This window comes from Testudinibacter sp. TW-1 (genome assembly GCF_050613185.1).
GTDB lineage: Bacteria > Pseudomonadota > Gammaproteobacteria > Enterobacterales > Pasteurellaceae > Chelonobacter.
In genome coordinates this window covers 2,339,238-2,354,167 of record NZ_CP192511.1, presented here as the reverse complement: position 1 = coordinate 2,354,167, position 14,930 = coordinate 2,339,238, and the positions used below count along the sequence as shown (strand labels likewise).

General features: G+C 44.3%; 15 protein-coding genes and 1 pseudogene. 10 read left to right on the top strand and 6 right to left on the bottom strand.

All coding sequences use genetic code 11. From position 1 onward, the window contains the following. The first annotated feature begins 98 nt into the window (after positions 1–98). From ACQ31U_RS11330 to ACQ31U_RS11315, 4 genes and pseudogenes are all read left to right on the top strand, one after another. Positions 99–590 carry a CvpA family protein gene (locus tag ACQ31U_RS11330; protein WP_431052135.1) on the top strand — a complete coding sequence of 164 codons (492 nt, stop codon included), beginning with the start codon at positions 99–101 and terminating at the stop codon, positions 588–590. Between the two features lie 57 nt (positions 591–647). Next, a complete protein-coding gene (gene purF, locus ACQ31U_RS11325; RefSeq protein ID WP_431052133.1) occupies positions 648–2,159 on the top strand; it encodes an amidophosphoribosyltransferase in 1,512 nt (503 codons plus the stop codon). A gap of 8 nt (positions 2,160–2,167) precedes the next feature. Beyond that, positions 2,168–2,734: a UbiX family flavin prenyltransferase gene (locus ACQ31U_RS11320; RefSeq protein ID WP_431052131.1), complete on the top strand. Its 567-nt coding sequence runs from the start codon at positions 2,168–2,170 to the stop codon at positions 2,732–2,734. Continuing rightward, positions 2,728–3,114: pseudogene (locus tag ACQ31U_RS11315) on the top strand (DUF4143 domain-containing protein); the annotation flags it as partial. The gene ACQ31U_RS11320 and the pseudogene ACQ31U_RS11315, both read left to right, overlap by 7 nt. On the opposite strand, the gene moeB reads toward ACQ31U_RS11315, so the two are convergent. Further along, positions 3,111–3,833, bottom strand: coding sequence for a molybdopterin-synthase adenylyltransferase MoeB (gene moeB, locus ACQ31U_RS11310; RefSeq protein ID WP_431052129.1), 723 nt, complete (start codon positions 3,831–3,833; stop codon positions 3,111–3,113). The pseudogene ACQ31U_RS11315 and the gene moeB sit on opposite strands and share 4 nt — an antisense overlap. Positions 3,834–3,842: 9 nt before the next feature. Continuing rightward, on the bottom strand, positions 3,843–5,075 hold the full coding sequence (gene moeA / locus ACQ31U_RS11305) for a molybdopterin molybdotransferase MoeA (RefSeq protein WP_431052127.1): 1,233 nt from the start codon (positions 5,073–5,075) through the stop codon (positions 3,843–3,845). Positions 5,076–5,200: 125 nt separating this feature from the next. Here moeA and folE point away from each other — a divergent pair, with 125 nt between their 5' ends. From folE to ftnA (ACQ31U_RS11290), 3 genes are all read left to right on the top strand, one after another. Further along, complete coding sequence (gene folE, locus ACQ31U_RS11300) at positions 5,201–5,857, top strand: GTP cyclohydrolase I FolE (protein WP_431052125.1); 657 nt, start codon at positions 5,201–5,203, stop codon at positions 5,855–5,857. 839 nt (positions 5,858–6,696) lie between these two features. Beyond that, positions 6,697–7,185, top strand: a complete 489-nt coding sequence (gene ftnA, locus ACQ31U_RS11295) for a non-heme ferritin (RefSeq protein WP_431052123.1) — start codon at positions 6,697–6,699, stop codon at positions 7,183–7,185. Positions 7,186–7,195: 10 nt separating this feature from the next. Then, positions 7,196–7,711 (top strand): non-heme ferritin, encoded by a 516-nt coding sequence (ftnA, locus tag ACQ31U_RS11290; RefSeq protein ID WP_431052121.1) that lies wholly within the window; start codon positions 7,196–7,198, stop codon positions 7,709–7,711. Between the two features lie 72 nt (positions 7,712–7,783). On the opposite strand, the gene ACQ31U_RS11285 is transcribed toward ftnA (ACQ31U_RS11290), so the two are convergent. Then, complete coding sequence (locus tag ACQ31U_RS11285) at positions 7,784–7,933, bottom strand: hypothetical protein (RefSeq protein ID WP_431052119.1); 150 nt, start codon at positions 7,931–7,933, stop codon at positions 7,784–7,786. Positions 7,934–8,026: 93 nt separating this feature from the next. On the opposite strand from ACQ31U_RS11285, the gene ACQ31U_RS11280 reads away from it, so the two are divergent. From ACQ31U_RS11280 to ACQ31U_RS11270, 3 genes are all read left to right on the top strand, one after another. Beyond that, entirely contained in the window at positions 8,027–8,788 is a 762-nt protein-coding gene (locus tag ACQ31U_RS11280) for an FNR family transcription factor (RefSeq protein ID WP_431052117.1), read from the top strand. Between the two features lie 99 nt (positions 8,789–8,887). After that, positions 8,888–9,850, top strand: coding sequence for a universal stress protein UspE (gene uspE / locus ACQ31U_RS11275; protein ID WP_431052115.1), 963 nt, complete (start codon positions 8,888–8,890; stop codon positions 9,848–9,850). 200 nt (positions 9,851–10,050) lie between these two features. Then, positions 10,051–10,521: a Dps family protein gene (locus ACQ31U_RS11270; protein WP_431052113.1), complete on the top strand. Its 471-nt coding sequence runs from the start codon at positions 10,051–10,053 to the stop codon at positions 10,519–10,521. A gap of 81 nt (positions 10,522–10,602) precedes the next feature. On the opposite strand, the gene ACQ31U_RS11265 is transcribed toward ACQ31U_RS11270, so the two are convergent. From ACQ31U_RS11265 to ACQ31U_RS11255, 3 genes are all read right to left on the bottom strand, one after another. Next, positions 10,603–11,028, bottom strand: coding sequence for a universal stress protein (locus tag ACQ31U_RS11265; protein ID WP_431052111.1), 426 nt, complete (start codon positions 11,026–11,028; stop codon positions 10,603–10,605). Positions 11,029–11,032: 4 nt separating this feature from the next. After that, positions 11,033–13,705 carry a TRAP transporter permease gene (locus tag ACQ31U_RS11260; protein WP_431052109.1) on the bottom strand — a complete coding sequence of 891 codons (2,673 nt, stop codon included), beginning with the start codon at positions 13,703–13,705 and terminating at the stop codon, positions 11,033–11,035. Positions 13,706–13,787: 82 nt separating this feature from the next. Then, positions 13,788–14,747, bottom strand: a complete 960-nt coding sequence (locus tag ACQ31U_RS11255) for a TAXI family TRAP transporter solute-binding subunit (RefSeq protein ID WP_431052107.1) — start codon at positions 14,745–14,747, stop codon at positions 13,788–13,790. Positions 14,748–14,930 lie beyond the last annotated feature (183 nt).

Here is a 14,930-nt window from a genome sequence, read left to right as displayed (position 1 = left end):
TTGATTTAAAAATTTCACTACGCAACCATAGCCTTTTTTTGTACAATAACGCCTTCATCACGCTTAGCGTTCCTTTCTATTTTTCCTAGAGTTTTTACATGATAGATTACCTGATTATCGGCATTATTATTTTCTCCCTTATCGTCAGTTTATTGCGTGGTTTTGTGCGAGAAGTGATGTCGCTCGCCAGCTGGGTGATGGCTTTTTTCGTTGCCAGCCGCTTTTATCCTTATCTTGCCGGCATGCTAACCCAAATTGAATCGGAACATATTCGTATCGGCGCCGCGATTGCCATTCTGTTTATTTGTAGTTTGATTGTCGGTGCCGTGATTAATTATATTATCGGACAATTGGTCGACAAAACCGGTTTGACCGGCACCGATCGTGTGTTAGGCGCCTGTTTCGGCGTGTTGCGCGGAGTGTTGATTGTTGCCGCTTTACTTTTCTGTGTGGATACGTTTACTAATTTTGACCAGTCCGAATGGTGGAAAAATTCAAAACTGATACCGCACTTTGGTTTTGTGGTAGAATGGTTCTTCGAACAGTTACAACAGAATTCTTCTTTTTTAACGCCTAAATCTAAATTTTAACCGTTAAATTAACTCTCAATTTATACTGCTAATTACACCGCTAAGGACGAGACAAAAATGTGTGGAATCATTGGAATTATTGGGCAGACCCCCGTTAATCAAGCTATTTACGATGGTTTGACCGTGTTGCAACACCGTGGACAGGACGCCGCCGGGATTGTAACGGTGGATAATGAAAATCGCTTCCGCTTGCGTAAAGCCAACGGCTTGGTCAGCGATACGTTCCAACAAATCCACATGACCCGTTTGCAGGGCAATGCAGGGATTGGGCATGTGCGTTATCCGACCGCAGGCAGCTCCAGCGTTTCCGAAGCACAACCGTTTTATGTCAACTCTCCTTACGGCTTAACCCTCGTCCACAACGGCAACCTGACCAACTCCGAGGAACTCAAACAAAAACTTTTCACCTTAGCCCGCCGCCACGTCAATACCAATTCCGATTCCGAAGCCCTATTAAATATTTTAGCCTATCATTTAGATCAAGCCGACGATCTAGACTTATCCGCAAATGATATTTTCAACGCAATCAGAAAAACCCATCAGGATATTCGCGGCGCTTATGCCTGTGTGGCGATGATTATCGGTTTCGGTATGATCGCATTCCGTGATCCGCACGGTATTCGACCGCTGGTATTGGGACAGCGCCAATTAGATAACGGGATTATCGAATATGCCTTTGCCTCCGAAAGCGTCGCGCTGGATGCAATCGGTTTTGAGTTTGTGCGTGATGTCAATCCGGGCGAAGCGATTTATGTTGATTTTAACGGCAATTTCTCTTCCGAACAATGTGCGGTCAACCCGGAATTGTGTCCGTGTATTTTTGAATATGTGTATTTTGCCCGCCCGGATTCCTGCATTGACGGCGTATCCGTTTATGCTGCGCGGGTACATATGGGCGAGCGTTTAGGCAAAAAAATTGCACGCGAATGGCAAGATTTGGAGATTGATGTAGTGATTCCGATTCCGGAAACCTCCACCGATATCGCCTTGCGGATTGCACACGAATTGGGCGTACCGTATCGTCAAGGTTATGTGAAAAACCGCTATGTCGGGCGTACCTTTATTATGCCGGGGCAGGAACAGCGCAAAAATTCGGTACGGCGTAAACTGAACACCATTTCCTCTGAATTTAAAGATAAAAACGTGCTGTTGGTTGATGATTCGATTGTGCGCGGCACAACCTCGGAACAGATTGTGGAAATGGCGCGCCTTGCCGGGGCAAAGAAAGTCTATTTTGCCTCCGCCGCACCTGAAATTCGCTATCCTAACGTATATGGCATTGATATGCCGACAAAAAATGAACTGATTGCTTATGGACGCAGTGTGGAAGAAATTGCCGAACTGATCGGTGTTGATCGCTTGATTTTCCAAGATTTAAACGATTTAACCGAATCGGTGCGCCAAGAAAATCCAAACATCCAACATTTTGACACTTCGGTATTTACCGGCGAATACATTACCGGTGATGTGTCAAAAGAATACTTAGAGAACATCGCGTCGGTGCGCAACGACAAAGCGAAACAAACGCAAGCAGACGCAACTAATTTAGAAATTCATAACGAAAGATAAAACTTAACGTGAAAAAACCCCGTTTAATCATTGCCATAAGTGGCGCATCCGGTGCGATTTATGGCATTCGTTTATTGCAAGTGTTGCAGCAAACCGAGATCGAAACCCATTTGATTATCAGCAATGCCGCCCGCCAAACCATTGCAATGGAAACGAATGCCAGTATCGCCGACGTGCGCTCGCTTGCCGATGTGAATTATGATATTCGTGATATTGGCGCGGCGATTTCCTCCGGCTCATACCGCACTTTAGGGATGGTGGTTGTGCCGTGTTCGATCAAAACCTTATCGGCAATCGCTCATTGCTACAGCGACGATCTGATCAGTCGCGCCGCCGATGTCTGCCTGAAAGAACGTAAACCGTTGCATTTATGCGTGCGTGAAACGCCGCTGCATTTAGGGCATTTACGCCTGATGACCCAAGCCGCCGAAATCGGCGCGCAAATCACCCCGCTCATGCCGGCGTTTTATCATCAACCGCAAACCCTCGACGACCTGATTAACCAAAGCGTCAACCGCTTGCTCGATCAGTTTGATATTGCACTGCCGCAAGATCTATTTCAGCGTTGGGGCTAATGGCATGATTAACCAAGTGGCTGACTGAAGCCTTGCAAAATGGTGCAAAAAGCGGGCAATTCTTTGAAACCTTTGTTGTGAGTGAAATTATTAAATCATTTTATAATCAAGGAATTATTGAACCGCCGCTATATTATTATCGTGATACCAATCAAAAAGAAATTGATTTGATTATTGTTGACGGGCAGACCCTCTATACCGGTTGAGATTAAAACCACGGCAGCACCGAATAAACAAATGGCGAAAAATTTTGCATTACTCACAAGCATTATTTCGCCAATAGTGAAATTACTGTTGCGCCAGGGACAATTATCAACCAATATCCGGAAAAATTATGGCTATCGGCTGATGTGGCGGCTTTACCGATTGATTACATCTAGCTCGGCAACTTGATTTCCCGAATCGCCATATTCAAGCCGTCGATCATCAATAGCCGTCCGCACAAGTTTTTACCGATATTTAACCGCACTTTGATTGCCTCCAAGGCTTGAATCGAGCCGACGACGCCAACAATCGGCGCAAGCACGCCGGCTTCGACGCAACTTAGGGTATTTTCACCGAATAGGCGGCTCAACGTGCGGTAGGTCGGGGTGTTTGCTTGATAGGTAAATACCGAAACCTGTCCTTCCATGCGGATTGCCGCGCCTGAAACCAGCGGAATTCGGGCTTTTTCACAGCAATGATCCAGTAAATTACGAATTTCAACGTTATCGGTACAATCTAATACCACATCCGCCCGAGTGACAACGTCACTTAACTCGATTTCATTCAGCTTGGCATTGATGGTTTCAATTTGAATATGCGGATTTAATTTCTGTAGTGAAAGTTGCGCCGACCGCACTTTGGGCATGTCTAAACGGCTGTCATCGTGCAACACTTGCCGTTGCAGATTTGACAGCGACACCGTGTCAAAATCCAACAGCGTTAAATGTCCGACACCGGTAGTTGCTAAATATTGCGCGGCGGCACAGCCTAAACCGCCCAAACCGACAATCAACATTTTGCTGGCTTTCAGCTTTTCCTGTCCGTCAAAATCAACCGCTTTCAGGATAATTTGGCGGTTGTAACGCAATTCTTCTTGATAACTTAATTCGGTCATTTTAAGCACTTAATTTAAAATAGCGGTATCGAACGGTTCAATCGTAACCGTTTCGCCGACAGCAACATTGCCACGTTCCTGTTCCAACACGATAAAACAGTTGCTGGCAACAAACGAGCTAAACATATGCGAGCCTTGAAAACCGACTGAGCGCACTTCCAGTTTGCCTTCCGCATTGACGCTGTAAAATCCACGTTGAAAATCCAAACGGCCGGGGGCTTTTTTCAGCGGCGTGGTTGCAACGGCAGTTAATTGCATGGGTTTTTGCCATTCGGCATAGCCGCTTAATTTGGCAATCACCGGTTGGACTAATTGATAAAACGTGACCAAGGCTGAAACCGGATTGCCCGGCAAGCCGCAGAACCACGCCTTTTCCAATTTGCCAAAGGCAAAGGGTTTGCCCGGTTTGATTGCCAGTTTCCAAAAATTAATTTGCCCTAGTTTTTCCAATACGGTTTTGGTGAAATCCGCTTCACCGACCGAGACACCGCCGCTGGTGATCAACAAATCCGCTTGCTGCTGGGCTTGGGTAAATTTTTGTTCAAACAGAGTAGCATCATCAGGCAAAATGCCGTAATCCAGAATTTCACAATGCCATTTTTCTAACATCAGTTTGACTGCAAAACGATTGGTGTCATAAATTTGCCCGCTTTTTAGCGGCTGTCCGACCGCAACCAATTCATCGCCGGTTGAAATCAATGCCACTTTTAACCGTTTGAAAACACGGACTTTTTCAATACCTAAAGAGGCAAGCAGCGGCAATGAAAGTGCGGTCAGTTTCGCCCCTTGTTTCAACACGATTTCACCGGCTTTGACATCCTCGCCGATACGGCGGATATTTTGCCCGGCTTTCACCGGCGCAGTAAAGCGCACGTTACCGTCGCTATCAAGTTCCGCCTGTTCCTGCATAATCACTGCATCGCAACCATATGGAATCATCGCACCGGTCATAATTCTGACCGCACTTTGCGCCGTCCAATCGCCAATAAAAGGCGAACCGGCGAAACTTTTTCCGGCAATGGGTAGAGTTTGATTTTGTTGTAGATCGGCAAGGCGCACCGCGTAACCGTCCATCGCCGAATTATCAAAATTCGGCACATTAATCGGCGAGGCAATATCTTCGGCACAAATGCGGTTTTGCGCTTGATCCAATGGAATGAGTTCGGTTTGTGCGTCCGCCGGAAAGGGAAGTGCGCTAACGATCTGATTTAATGCTTGTGCAAGGGTTAATAATTGATTCATACAAGGTCCTCAGTAAAATAATGGCGCTATTTTAGTCTTATTTTAACGTTATTTCGCATGATAATAATTAATTTTTCGCGTTTTTTTTGCTAGAATGGCGCACTTAATTTTAACTGGAGTAATAAATGAGCAATATTTCTGTTGAAGCCGCCAAAGTGCGCGATGCCTTGTTGGCGAAAGGGATTGAAACCCCGATGAAAAGTGTGGGTTTAAGTTTGGAACAGCGCCGTAAACAAATTGAAAAACATATGCGCGAAGTGTTGCAGCTGATCGGCTTGGATTTAACGGACGATAGTATTGAAGAAACGCCGGTTAGAATGGCGAAAATGTATCTTGATGAAATTTTCACCGGCATGGATTACGCCAATTTCCCGAAAATCACCAATATTCGCAACCGCATGAAAGTCAGCGAAATGGTGTTGGTGAACGATGTTACGTTAACCAGCACCTGTGAACACCATTTTGTCACCATCGACGGCAAGGTTTCGGTGGCGTATTATCCGAAAGATTGGGTGATCGGTTTGTCAAAGATTAACAGGGTAGTTGCATTCTTGGCGCAACGTCCGCAAGTGCAGGAACGCTTAACCGAGCAGGTTTTGACCGCACTTCAAACCATTTTGCAGACTGAAGATGTGGCGGTTTATGTGAAAGCCACTCATTTTTGCGTAAAATGCCGTGGGATTAAAGATACCAATAGTTACACCGTCACTTCAGCTTTCGGTGGCGTTTTTCTCGAAGACAGAGAAACGAGAAAAGAATTTCTTAGCTTGATTAGCAAATAATAATAAAAGACTGACTTATTAAAAATCCACTGAATAGTGGATTTTTTTATCGCGACAATACACAGATCAAATATCCCGTTTCCAACAGATTTCATCATAACAATCGTTGTTTTTTGTTGAAATAATGTCATCCCAAATAACGCCATCAATCAATTTCACCTTACACTTACAAAATAATGACGTTGTAATTTCAATAAGGATAACTGATTAAAACCACGTGCCAAATCAGCCTAGAGCGGCGACTTTCTGCGATTTCATTCATTTTCATCCTTGTGTATAACCCTGTGATTTATTTAACCCGTAGCGGTCACTCACCGCATAACTGATTTCGCATAATGCATATTATGTTAAATAAAGGAAATTAACAAGTCACTTTTATGTCACTTCGGATATCCTCTGTTTTTGTGACGCTGTCTTGATAAATTGCATTATTTATTCAGATAAAAATCCGTCCATGCTTCACATTCATTTCGGTTTAGATTGCAATTACAACGGATAACACGATTTGATTTGATGAAAAGATAAATTTTTTAAATTCGCCCGTACTCCCTTTAGAAATATCAGGCTTTAGCAATTTGAAGATAAGGATAAAACTAAAATCCCTTTTATTCATATTCGGATTTCAAATTACCCTACAGGTTGATGATTGGGATTCTAAATATTTTATAAATGATAACGGTTGTGATTGTTTTATTTATTAATAAGTTACGGTCATTTTTTGTCTTTTTTGCTTTTATTTGAGTGTAATTCGGCGTATTATGTTCAAGGTAACTGCTATTAATGTCTCAATTTTAATAGTTTTCCTCAAATATCAATCACTTTTTGAAAAGGACATAGCTATGTTAGACAAAAAAGTCATCAATAAGCTAAACGAACAAATTAATCTTGAGTTCTACTCTTCTAATTTATACCTGCAAATGAGCGCATGGTGTTCGCAAAAAGGATTCGAAGGTGCGGCACAATTTCTGTTACGACACGCCGATGAAGAAATGCAGCATATGCAGAAACTATTCCAATATTTGAATGATACCGGGATTATGCCGGTGTTGGGCGAACTGGACGCGCCGCAAGCGGAATTTTCTTCGTTAAAAGAAGTGTTCGAACTGACGCTGGAACATGAAAAATTTATCACGAAAAAAATTAATAAACTGGTTGAAGTCACCTTTGAGTGCGGCGATCAATCCAGTTTCAATTTCTTACAATGGTACGTTGCCGAGCAACATGAAGAAGAAAAGCTGTTCAACAGTATCATCGACAAATTCAATCTGTTAGGCGACTCAGGTTTATCGCTCTACTTCATCGACAAAGAATTAGCCACATTACAATAAGGAAGAGATCATGTTATCGAAAAACGTTATTGATGCATTAAATGCACAACTGAATTTAGAATTTTTCTCCTCTAATCTTTATCTGCAAATGAGCGCTTGGTGTGAGAAAAACGGCTTTCCCGGTGCGGCTCGGTTTTTATTGGCGCACGCCGATGAAGAAATGCAGCATATGCGCCGTTTGTTCACATACCTGACCGAAACCGGCGCGTTGGCGGTGATTGGTAAAATTGAAGCGCCGCAATCGGATTTTGATTCGTTAAAAGAGATTTTTGAATTGACCTATAAACATGAAAAATTGGTCACCTCAAAAATCAACGAATTAGTTGCGATGACCTTTGAAGACAAAGACTTCTCTTCTTTCAACTTCCTGCAATGGTATGTTGCCGAACAGCACGAAGAAGAAAAATTATTCAGTGGTATTCTGGATAAATTTAATTTGGTCGGCACCGATGGTCGCGGCTTGTACCATATCGATGGCGATTTAGCGACGCTGTCGGCGGCGACTGCGGAAAACGCAACAGGCTAAAAACTAACCGCACTTCCTCTTTTACCTAAGCCTGCTTTTCTCTCGGAATAAGCGGGCTTTTTGCGGCTAAGCTTATTGGCTGCTATCCGTTTGCTCCGATTCCGACTCAAGTGCGGTTGGCGGATGATACTGGCAACTGCGATAGCTGAATGCCCCAATTAAAATAATCATTGCACTTAAAAGCTGAATCAAGCGCTTTTTTGTCAATTTTTCTGCTGCCATTTTGTATCCTTGTCATTTTAATACTTCTTATATATCTTGAATAATGCTAAAATTATTGAGATAGATCAATTTTTTCTTTAAAAGGTGTGAAGAATGACCCCAATGAATATTTCTGCTGTACGCGTCCAATCTGGTGGCTGCGCCATTCACTGTCAAGAATGTAGCATCAGTACGCTGTGTATTCCATTCACATTAAACAATCAGGAATTGGATCAACTTGACAATATTATAGAGCGAAAAAAACCGATTCAGAAATCACAAGTGATGTTTAAAGCCGGTGATCCGTTGCGCTCCTTATACGCCATCCGTTCCGGCACGATTAAAACCTATACCATTAGCGAAACCGGCGAAGAACAAATTACCTCTTTTCATCTACCGGGCGATTTAGTCGGTTTTGATGCGATCACCGATATGCGCCATCCAAGCTTTGCCCAAGCGTTGGAAACGGCGATGGTGTGTGAAATTCCATTCGATATTTTGGATGATCTTGCCGGCAAAATGCCGAAACTCAGGCAACAAATTATGCGTCTGATGAGCAGCGAAATCAAAAGCGATCAAGCGATGATTTTATTGCTATCGAAAATGAATGCCGAAGAGCGGTTAGCCGCGTTTATCAATAATTTGTCACAGCGCTACTCTGCACGTGGCTTCTCATCGAAGGAGTTCGGTTTAACCATGACCCGCGGCGATATTGCCAATTATCTTGGCTTGACCGTCGAAACCATCAGCCGCTTATTGGGGCGTTTCAAGAAAAACGGGATTCTTTCGGTGCAAGGCAAATTTATCACGATCACCGATTTAGACAAATTACGCGCACTGGCTGATTCGACAAAATGTAAGACGCATACATCATAATGCCTTACTCATCAAAAAATGACCGAAGATAGTTGTTGTTTAATAAAATATCCTCTATATTGATAGTGTTCTCCCACTATGAATTTGGAGGTTATTATTATGCGTTTCAATAATATTTTGGTTGTTATCGACCCCATGCTGGACACTCAGCCCAGCCTTTTACGCGCATTACATCTGGCAAAACAGCTTAAAAAAGCCGACACGCCTGCCAAGCTGACTCTCTTCCTCTCTTTATATGATTTTTCCTTTGAAATGAGCGCGATGTTATCCGCCGAAGAACGGGAAAGTATGCACAGCGGCATTATCAGTCAAAAAGAAGAATGGCTGGCAGAACTCATTCGCGAGACGGTGCCGGCCGATTCCGGGATTGAAATCAAAACGTCCGTGGTATGGAAAAGTCGCGATTATGAAGCGATTATTGAACAGGTTGAGCTTGGTAAACATGATTTGGTCGTGAAAGACGCCAAACCCGCCGAAGGCTTGGAAGCCTTGATTTTTACCCCGACCGACTGGCAACTGCTACGTAAGTGCCCTTGCCCGGTGCTGATGGTGAAAGAACACGAATGGCAGCCGGAAGGTCGGATTTTGGTGGCGGTCAATGTTGCCGATGATGAAGATTATCACGATATTTTAAATAAGAAATTAGTCAATTCCAGTTTGGATTTGGCGAATGTGCTTGCCGCCGGACGAATTCATTTGGTCACCGCCTACCCGACTACGCCGGTGAATATGGCGATTGACCTGCCTGAATTTAACCCGAATGCTTATACCGACAGCATTCGCGGACAGCATTTGATCAATATGAAAGCGTTGCGCCAGCACTTCTCAATTAACGAAGATCATACCCATGTTGAAGAAGGGTTGCCGGAAGAAGTGATTCCGCAGGTTGCCGAAAAAATCAAAGCCGAATTGGTCGTGTTAGGTACGATCGGACGCACCGGATTGTCCGCCGCCTTTTTGGGCAATACCGCCGAACACGTGATTGGGCGTCTGAATTGCGACGTATTGGCAATCAAACCGGATCCTTACGAACTGGAACAGATGAATAACAGCCAAGACTAAACATTAAAGAGGCTTTCCGCGCTGAAAGCCTTTCTTTAGCCTAACCGCACTTTCACGCAATTTAATTGGCAATAATAATTGGTTATTATCTATCCAAAGCTATTCCCTATCAAAGCTATCAATAATACACATTGGTATTGCAAGGTCTTTATCCCTATACTGATTAGGTGAATTAAACATAACAATGAAGGAGAAAAATTATGACGACAAATATCGGATTAGATCAGGGAAAGTCAGTAAAGTTGGCAGAAAAATTAAACGTTCTGCTGGCAAACTATCAAGTTTTCTACATGAATGTGCGTGGTTATCACTGGAATATTACCGGTCCTAATTTCTTCGAATTACATACTAAATTTGAAGAAATTTATGACGACTTGGTGATTAAGATTGATGAAATCGCAGAACGTATCCTGACCTTGGGACAACGTCCGCTGCACGCTTTTGCGGATTATCTTGCCCTTTCGGATATCCAAACGCATACCAATGCCGTAACCGATCAAGAAACCTTACAAGGCACGATGGCGGGTCTAAAATCGCTGTTGATTTTACAGCGCGAGATTCTCGGTTTGGCGGCGGAAGCCGACGATGAAGGTACGGCCTCGCAAATGAGCGACTATATTAAGGAACAGGAAAAACTGATTTGGATGTTGAACGCCACCTCGGCGCGTTAAATTTCCCAAGGTTTCTTGGTGTAAGTAACAAAAAACGGCACGTTATAGCGTGCCGTTTGCTTTTATACTATTAATCAGGAATTAACGCAGAATCAAAATCGGTTTACGGCTATAACGCGCCACTTTGACCGTATTGGAACTTAATCCGTCTTTATTGTCATCTTTCGACGCCATCATAATGATTAAATCCACATTTTTCTCTTCCGCAACGCGATTGACCTCTTCATAAATCGTCCCGTAAGCGACGATATGCTGCACTTTGCTATCTGCCGGAAAGACATTACGGGTGAACTCATGCAGTTTTTTATTCGCTTCCGCCAACACATCCTTATCAAAATTGGTCGGCAAAAAGGAAGAAACAATGCTGTTACTTGGCGCCGAGACAATGCCGGCAACACGATAAACCGTGTCCGGATTGTTTTTCGTCATCTCAAGTGCGGTTTCCGCCAATTTTTTCGCCATCGGAATATAACCGAGATCGATTACAATCAAAATATTTTTAAACATAGTCTTACTCACTCCGTTCAGATAATAATTTACGGCGGCGTTGAACCAAGGCTAAGCCTGCCAATAATGCCAATGCCGGAATAAACATCCATTCTTTCGGCAACGTATTGTGACGTGGTAACGCCACGCTCAAAATGGTTTGATCCCAATTCAGACCTGCTTTTGCCGCTTTTGAGTCCATTTGTGCGTCATCAATGATGACTTTATCGATTTCCTCGCCGTCCACCTCGATTTTCTCACCGGTCGATAACAAGGTTAAACCCAAGTTTTGAATGCGCGCTTCTCCGCTCTCACCTTCCGGCACATCAAGTTGGGCGAAGAATTCAATCGGCGAACCATATTGATTGATTCCGGCAACTTTTAAGGTCAAACGCTCTCCGACCGGGGCATTAGCGATTTCCTCAACCAGATGAATCGGTTCAATGTGACGCTCGGTCGGGGAAATATATTCCATAAAGAAGCCCGGACGGAACAACATAAACGAAATCAATAAAAGTAGGATGGTTTCCCACCATTTATTATGATGGACGAAATAACGCATACTCGCTGCGGTAAACGCCAAAATGGCAATCGTGGCAACAATGAAGACCATGATCCCTTTGGCTAAACCCACGTTAATCAACAATAAATCGGTATTGAAGATAAACAAGAACGGTAAAAGTGCGGTCCGTAAGCTATAACCGAACGCCACCAATCCGGTTTGAATCGGCTTTCCGCCGGACACTGCGGCGGCGGCAAAGGATGCCAATCCGACCGGCGGTGTCACGTCAGCCATAATGCCAAAGTAAAATACGAATAAATGCACGGCAATCAACGGCACAATCAAACCGTTTTGACGCCCGACTTCAACGATAACCCCGGCCATCAATGACGATACCACGATATAGTTGGCGGTGGTCGGCAAGCCCATGCCCAAGATCAGGCTGAACATCGCCACCAAAATCAGCATTAGCAGAATATTACCCATGGATAAAAATTCGATAATGCTCGATAATTGCACGCCAAAACCAGTCAATGCGACCACACCGACGATAATCCCGGCGGTTGCGGTGGCTATACCGATCCCAATCATGTTGCGTGCGCCGCTTTCCAAACCGGTGACTAAATCATTGAAACCTTGTTTGGTTGCGTCCCAAACCGCACTTTGACGGTGCGTACTCCGACGACGATAAAAACTCAAAATCGGACGTTGGGTCAAGAGAATAAAACATAAAGCCAAACTGCCCCAAAACGCCGATAAGCCCGGTGACATTCTCTCCACCATGAGACACCAAATCAAAATCACCACCGGCAACAAGAAATGCAGCCCTGCGTTCACGGTTGGTTTGACTGAGGGTAATTTCACTACCGGCGAATTCGGATCGTCAATTTCCAAATCATCAAATTTCGCAACGCGTTTCAGCAACAATAAATAGACAACGCCGACCAGCACTGAAATAATCGCCAATGAATGATCCGGTGTAATGTCTTTTATCCAAGATAATCCGTATTCAATCGCGAAATACAGCACGCAAATCGTGATAAAGCTGCCTAAGGCGCGCAACAAGCTGATCACCCAAGGTTTCGCCGCGTCTGCCCTTTCCAGCCCTTGCAAATTCATTTTGCAGGCTTCCAAATGGACGATATAAACCAAGGCGATATACGAAATCACGGCAGGTAAAAATGCGTGCGTGATTAACTGGTTATACGGCATATTGACGTATTCGATCATTAAAAATGCCGCCGCGCCCATTACCGGCGGCATGATTTGTCCGTTCACCGACGAGGCGACCTCTACCGCACCGGCTTTTTCCGCCGAAAAACCAACCCGTTTCATCATCGGAATCGTGAAGGTACCGGTAGTAACCACATTGGCAATCGAAGAACCGGAAATCAAACCGGTTAAGCCGGAAGCAACGACCGCCGCTTTAGCCGGACCGCCGCGCAAATGCCCTAAATAAGCAAATGCCGTTTTGATGAAATAGTTGCCTGCACCGGCTTTATCCAATAAGGCGCCGAATAACACAAACAAGAAAACGTATTTGGTGGAAACGCCTAATGCAACTCCGAACACCCCCTCGGTGGTAATCCATTGTTGGTTGATGATATGTGACAAGCTGCCGGTACGGTGGCTGATAATCCAGCCGGTCGGGAAGAATTGCCCGAAATAGTTATACAGTAAAAATACCCCTGCAATAATCACTAATGGCAGGCCCAAACTGCGACGGCAAGCTTCCAGTAGTAACAAAATACCGATAATACCGACCACGATATCCTGCGTATTCGGTGCGCCGAAACGGGTAATCAAACTGTCATAGAAAAACAGATAGTATGAGGCGCAAAAGGTAGCAACGATGGCAAAAATCCAATCTGGCAACGGCACACGGTGAATCGGTGATGATTTAAACGCCGGATAGGAAAGGTATGCTAAGAATAAGGCAAAGGCAAGGTGAACGGAACGGGCCTTGGTGTCGTCAAACACCACATTGATCGAGCCTAAACCGATTGAACGTAACGCTTCCTGAAATACGAAAGGCAAGGGGGAAGCATAATAAATTTGAAATAACGACCAAAGAATTGCGACCCCGAAAATTAATTTTTTAGTAAAGCCATAGGGGTTGCGTCCGCCGGCGTCGTTCGCTGCCACCATGTCTTGCAAATCATCTTGGTCAAAGGGTTTATTTTTTGTGTCTAACATAGTCCTTTTCCCTATTAAAGTTATAAACTGCAAAGGCAGGGATCAGTCCCTGCCTTTAATTTCATCAAGTTAAGCGGATAAATTACATCCAGCCTCTTTCTTTGTAGTAACGCACCGCGCCGTCATGCAAGGGGGCGGATAATGCGTTTTTGATCATTTCGTCTTCTTTCAAATTAGCAAACGCCGGATGTAAACGTTTGAAACGATCGAAATTATCAAATACCGCTTTCACCACGGCGTAGACTTGATCATCACTGACATCGGCAGACGTTACCAAGGTGGCATAAACCCCGAAAGTATTGGTCGGATCATCGGAACCGGCATATAAACCGCCCGGAATCACCGCTTTCGCATAATAACTGTGATCGGCGACCAATTTGTCAATGGCTTCGCCTTCAACCGGCACTAAATGCGCGGCACAAGAAGCCGCCGCTTCTTTTAACGCACCGTTCGGGTGTCCGACGTTATAGGTGATCGCGTCTAAGTTATTATCACACATCACTGACGCCATTTCTGCCGGTTTCAATTCGGAAGCAACTTTAAAGGCGGAATCATTCCACCCTTTTGCCGCTAAAATCACATTCATGGTAGCACGCGTACCGGAACCCGGATCACCGACGTTGACACGTTTGCCTTTCAGATCATCGAATGATTTGATACCGGCATCGTCACGCGCCATTACGGTGAACGGTTCAGGGTGAATTGAAAATACGGCTCTCAATTTGTCATTTTTCTTGCCTTCGAACGAACTGGTGCCGTTATAAGCGTGGTATTGCCAGTCGGACTGTGCAATTCCCATATCCATTTGTTTGGCGGCAATCGCATTTAAGTTAGCGACGGAAGCACCGGTGGAAGGAGCGTTACATTTAACGCCGCTGTTGGCGGAATCACGGTTAACCAATTGGCAAATTGACTGACCGACGACGTAATAAACCCCGGTTTGTCCGCCTGTGCCGATGGTCACAAACTGCTCTGCCGCCATCACCCCGGCTGAAGCCGCCATTAAACCTGAAACTAATGATAATTTAAACAGTTTTTTCATACTTGCTCCTTCTTATTTTGAGGTTAGCTCAGTGATTGAGAAAATTGAGAAAGGTCGAAACCGCACTTTTGCTTGAATGCTTGAACATCACCTGCGGTTTGTTCCATAACATATACAAAGGTTATATAAATTGCAACCGCCAAACCGTCGACTTGATGACTTTTTTAACAAATTTGAAAAATA

Bases quoted from the DNA above. Each gene is read 5' to 3' on its own strand.
- purF (WP_431052133.1), top strand. From the start codon at position 648: ATGTGTGGAATCATTGGAATTATTGGGCAGACCCCCGTTAATCAAGCT.
- ACQ31U_RS11270 (WP_431052113.1), top strand. From the start codon at position 10,051: ATGACGACAAATATCGGATTAGATCAGGGAAAGTCAGTAAAGTTGGCA.
- uspE (WP_431052115.1), top strand. From the start codon at position 8,888: ATGCGTTTCAATAATATTTTGGTTGTTATCGACCCCATGCTGGACACT.
- ACQ31U_RS11285 (WP_431052119.1), bottom strand. From the start codon at position 7,933: ATGGCAGCAGAAAAATTGACAAAAAAGCGCTTGATTCAGCTTTTAAGT.
- moeA (WP_431052127.1), bottom strand. From the start codon at position 5,075: ATGAATCAATTATTAACCCTTGCACAAGCATTAAATCAGATCGTTAGC.
- ACQ31U_RS11330 (WP_431052135.1), top strand. From the start codon at position 99: ATGATAGATTACCTGATTATCGGCATTATTATTTTCTCCCTTATCGTC.
- ftnA (WP_431052123.1), top strand. From the start codon at position 6,697: ATGTTAGACAAAAAAGTCATCAATAAGCTAAACGAACAAATTAATCTT.
- ACQ31U_RS11280 (WP_431052117.1), top strand. From the start codon at position 8,027: ATGACCCCAATGAATATTTCTGCTGTACGCGTCCAATCTGGTGGCTGC.
- moeB (WP_431052129.1), bottom strand. From the start codon at position 3,833: ATGACCGAATTAAGTTATCAAGAAGAATTGCGTTACAACCGCCAAATT.
- ftnA (WP_431052121.1), top strand. From the start codon at position 7,196: ATGTTATCGAAAAACGTTATTGATGCATTAAATGCACAACTGAATTTA.
- ACQ31U_RS11260 (WP_431052109.1), bottom strand. From the start codon at position 13,705: ATGTTAGACACAAAAAATAAACCCTTTGACCAAGATGATTTGCAAGAC.
- ACQ31U_RS11265 (WP_431052111.1), bottom strand. From the start codon at position 11,028: ATGTTTAAAAATATTTTGATTGTAATCGATCTCGGTTATATTCCGATG.
- ACQ31U_RS11255 (WP_431052107.1), bottom strand. From the start codon at position 14,747: ATGAAAAAACTGTTTAAATTATCATTAGTTTCAGGTTTAATGGCGGCT.
- folE (WP_431052125.1), top strand. From the start codon at position 5,201: ATGAGCAATATTTCTGTTGAAGCCGCCAAAGTGCGCGATGCCTTGTTG.